The 3,752-nt window shown below is 61.1% G+C and carries 4 protein-coding genes and 1 pseudogene; 1 reads left to right on the top strand and 4 read right to left on the bottom strand.

Annotation, left to right across the window (positions count from 1 at the left end; translation table 11 throughout):
- The coding region (locus ABYO54_RS15065) for a hypothetical protein (protein ID WP_372809061.1) at positions 1–559 on the top strand (559 nt) is incomplete at its 5' end.
- A 61-nt stretch (positions 560–620) separates the two neighbouring features.
- On the opposite strand, the gene ABYO54_RS15060 is transcribed toward ABYO54_RS15065, so the two are convergent.
- The 4 genes and pseudogenes from ABYO54_RS15060 to ABYO54_RS15045 all read right to left on the bottom strand — a co-directional run.
- Complete coding sequence (locus ABYO54_RS15060; RefSeq protein ID WP_372809060.1) at positions 621–1,775, bottom strand: S1C family serine protease; 1,155 nt, start codon at positions 1,773–1,775, stop codon at positions 621–623.
- Complete coding sequence (locus ABYO54_RS15055; protein ID WP_372809059.1) at positions 1,772–2,005, bottom strand: exodeoxyribonuclease VII small subunit; 234 nt, start codon at positions 2,003–2,005, stop codon at positions 1,772–1,774. The genes ABYO54_RS15060 and ABYO54_RS15055 overlap by 4 nt, the downstream gene beginning before the upstream one ends.
- Before the next feature lie 23 nt (positions 2,006–2,028).
- Positions 2,029–3,363: an exodeoxyribonuclease VII large subunit gene (gene xseA / locus ABYO54_RS15050; RefSeq protein WP_372809058.1), complete on the bottom strand. Its 1,335-nt coding sequence runs from the start codon at positions 3,361–3,363 to the stop codon at positions 2,029–2,031.
- Between the two features lie 15 nt (positions 3,364–3,378).
- Positions 3,379–3,752 (bottom strand): annotated as a pseudogene (locus ABYO54_RS15045) (hypothetical protein); the annotation flags it as partial.

Raw genomic sequence — 3,752 nt, 5'->3', positions numbered from 1 at the left:
GCTCGATTCCGCCGACGGCGCCCACCTCATCATGATCGGCCACAGCGTCTTCTCGTTGCCGCAGGATGTCGAGAACGGCCGACTCGCCTGGCTCGCCGGCTTCTCGTCCGGCCTGACCGAAGTGGTCTATCTGGGCAAAGCATGGAACGATCCGGATCAGCGGACCAACAAGCGCATCGCCTTTTTCGAGGAGTCCGGTTTTGCCGAAGCGGCCGCGGACTACCGCACCTTCAGCTATCCCGCGGGCCCCACGCCGGAGCAGGCCAGGATCATGGAGTTGGCCAACGCCGCCGCCGGCGCGATGCCGACCGAACAGGCCAGGCGCTATGCCCGGACGGCCGAGGCCCAGCTGAACCTCTCGAAAGCCATCGTGGAAGGCGCCGACGCCAAGGATTTCCTGCCGCCGCTGCTGGCCCATCGCGATGCCTGGAAGGCCTATGCCGAATATTGCATCAAAACCGAAATCGGCAACACCCCGCCGGAATGGTTGATGAGCGAATTTCTCGAACCGCTCGGGTTCGACCAAGCCGTCGTGCGCGGCCTCCGCGAAGATTCCTGACCGGCCGACCGAAAAGCAAAACACCCGGCAACTTGCCGGGTGTTTTTTTTTGCGTTCGGGCTTAGTAAAGCGTTATCCCCGGAAACTCTTCGAGTTCCAGCTCCACTTCCCGGCGCTCGCCCCCGAGCAGCAGGAGAAACCGGACCTTCTCCCCCACCGTCTTGTTGAAGATGATGCGCTTGACATCATACTCATCCTTCACGGAGATGCCGTCCACCGCAAACACCGCGGTCGCCGTCTGCAGACCTGCGCGCGCCGCCGGGGTGTCGCGGAACACATCCGAGATCACAACGCCGGCACCTTCGAACAGGTCCTTGTATTTCGCGCCCGTCGTCTGGAAGAAACAACCGACCCACGGCCACTCGTGCTTGCCCGTTTCAATGATCGATTTCGCAACGCGCATCGCCAGGTTCGAAGGTACCGCAAAGGCAATGCCCACCCCCTTTTTCTCGGCCTCGGTCTTGACGGCGGCGTTCACGCCGATCAGCCGGCCATCGACATCGATCAACGGCCCGCCGCTGTTGCCTTCGTTGATGGCGGCATCGGTCTGGATGAAATCCTCGTAGGGCAAGATCTGCACGCGGCGCCCTTTTTGGCTGATGTGCCCGACCGTCACCGAACTCTGCAGGCTGAACGGCGAGCCGATCGCGATGGCAACTTCGCCGACGCGCACCTTGTCGGAATCGCCGAACTCCATGGGCGGGCAGAGCGGTTGCTTCGGCTCGAACTTCAGCACGGCCAGATCGGTCGCCTGGTCATGCCCGACCTCCTGCGCCGGCATCTTGGAACCGTCGTTCATCACGATTTCGATCCACTTCGCGCCGTCGATCACGTGCCAGCTGGTCAGCACGTAACCGCGTTCGTCGATAATGCTACCCGAGCCCTCGCCGGCAAGATCCTCGGTCACGATCCGTCCCCATCCCGGCATGAACGGCTGGATCACCTGCTGTTGCTTTTCGGTACGGATGACGACCACCGAGCACATGACCTTTTCCACGGCATCGGCGATGGCTTCGCTGAAGCTGCGGGCCGCATTGTATTCCGCCACCGGCCGTTGCCGCGGCGAAAAGCGGCTTTCCGGCACCGGCACGGGCGCGACATACTCCGCCGATTCCTCGGGCCGGCTCCCCGGCTGGCGGCGGATGGCCGAGATCAACGCACTGGCCACCATCAAGCCGCAAACCCCAATCAGGATTAACCGTTTCCGTTCCATCATTCCTCCCTCTCGAACGGGACGGCCTTCAGCTCCCCGTCCTTCTTCACCAGCTTCTCGATCTTCTGCTCGACCTCGTTGAGCTTATTCGTGCAGACCTCCACCAGCTTGGAGCCCTCCTCGAAATGCTTGATCATCGCCTCCAGGCTCAGCTCGCCGCTTTCCATCTGGTCGACCAGCTCCTCCAGCCGCTCCAGCGACTGCTCGAAATCCGCGCTCTTCTTTTCACTCATGGTTCGCCTCCCGTAGGAAATCCCTACCCTTTTTCGGTAATGTTTGAAATCAATTTTCCGGCGGCCAGCTGCGTCACGATGGTATCGCCGACCTCGATCCCGTCGGCGCTGCGGACGACGGTTCCGTCGGGCCTGCGCGTCAGGCTATAGCCGCGGCCCAGCACCGCCAGCGGATTGAGCATGCGCAACTGGCTCGCCAACCGCTGCAACCTTTGGCGGTCGCGCTCGGCCTTGCGCTCCATCCGGTGCTGCATCACCATGCCCAGCTCATCGACCCGCTGGTGCGCCTGCCGCACGCCGGACTGGAGGGAATGGGCCATCTGAACATTGCAGCGTTCCAGCCGCTGGATCTTTTTCTGCGCATCCAGCTTCAGCAGGTCGCCCATCCGCGTTTCCATCGCCTGGATCGATTGGCGGTATTGCTTGACCAGCGCCGCCGGCTCCCGGAACACATAGCTGTGCGCCGCGCGGTTCAGCCGCAGACGGAAATCCTGCGCACGCGTTTTCAAGGCCTGGTTGAGGCGCCGTTCATAGAGCGCGATTTCGTCTTCGAGGTCGCCCTTTTCGTGCACCGCCAGCTCGGCGGCGGCCGACGGCGTCGGCGCACGGACGTCCGCCACGAAGTCGGCGATCGTGAAATCGATCTCGTGCCCCACCGCCGAAATCACCGGGATTTTTGAAGAGGCGATCGCCCGCGCGACGACCTCCTCGTTGAACGCCCACAGATCCTCGATCGATCCGCCGCCGCGCCCGACGATCATCACGTCGATATCGCCGCGCGTGTTGAGATAAGCGATTGCCTTGGCAATGCCCTGCTCCGCCCCGGCGCCCTGCACCTTGGCGGGAATCAGCAAAATTTCTATGTTGGGGAAGCGGCGGGTCAGCACGTTGATGATGTCGCGGATCGCCGCCCCGGTCGGGGAGGTCACCACGCCGATCTTTTTCGGCAGGACGGGCAACGGCTTTTTACGGGCGGGGTCGAACAGCCCTTCCGCCGCGAGCTTGGCCTTGAGTTGCTCGAACTGCTCCTGCAGGTTGCCCTTGCCGGCCTCCTCCATCGCGGAGGCGATCAGCTGGTAGCGGCCGTTCGCTTCGTAGAGGCTCGGGCGCGCGAGCATCTGCACCTTCAGGCCGTCCTTGGGCCGGAACGCCACGGTGGCGTTGTCGCGCGCAAACATCGCGCACGCCACCGAAGCCTGCTCATCCTTGATCGTGAAATACCAGTGCCCGCTCGAATGGACCACGACCCGCGAAAGCTCGCCCTCCACCCACACTTCGCCGAGGCCCCCCTCCAGCACCATCCGCGCCTTGCGGTTGATCTCGGCAACGCTATAAACCTGTCGTTTTCTTTCGTTCATTCCGCGCGGCTATTCCTATCGGACCGGAAGAAATACATGGTGAATAGCAAACGGGAACTTTCCCTTTCTCAAATGGGAGGTTTGCTTTGAAAGTGGATTGTTAACAAGTCCTGATGCTTCAAGCGTTGCGTTAGATTCCATCTGCAACTTAGCCCTTCGGCCTTCAATTGCTTTTTTTACATCGTCGATAGCGGCGTCGGCATCTCCATCCATTACGTATCCCAACATGCCCCCTTTATTAAGGCCGGAGGCATATTGACCGTTTAAATATCGAATCATCCCCTCCTCGACATATTGACTAGCCAAAGATGCAAACGATCCCCCAGGGAACGTCACCCTTAACCGTTTACATTCGACGGAAAAGTAGACTTTTTCATCACAACTTTCTC

The sequence above is a fragment of the Pontiella sp. genome (assembly GCF_041622395.1).
In the GTDB taxonomy this organism is placed as follows: domain Bacteria; phylum Verrucomicrobiota; class Kiritimatiellia; order Kiritimatiellales; family Pontiellaceae; genus Pontiella.
The sequence above is the reverse complement of the archived record's forward strand: the minus strand, read 5'-3'. Positions and strand labels throughout refer to the sequence as shown.

Excerpts from the sequence above, each read along its gene's own strand:
- ABYO54_RS15060 (WP_372809060.1), bottom strand. The coding sequence starts at position 1,775 with ATGATGGAACGGAAACGGTTAATCCTGATTGGGGTTTGCGGCTTGATG.
- ABYO54_RS15055 (WP_372809059.1), bottom strand. The coding sequence starts at position 2,005 with ATGAGTGAAAAGAAGAGCGCGGATTTCGAGCAGTCGCTGGAGCGGCTG.
- xseA (WP_372809058.1), bottom strand. The coding sequence starts at position 3,363 with ATGAACGAAAGAAAACGACAGGTTTATAGCGTTGCCGAGATCAACCGC.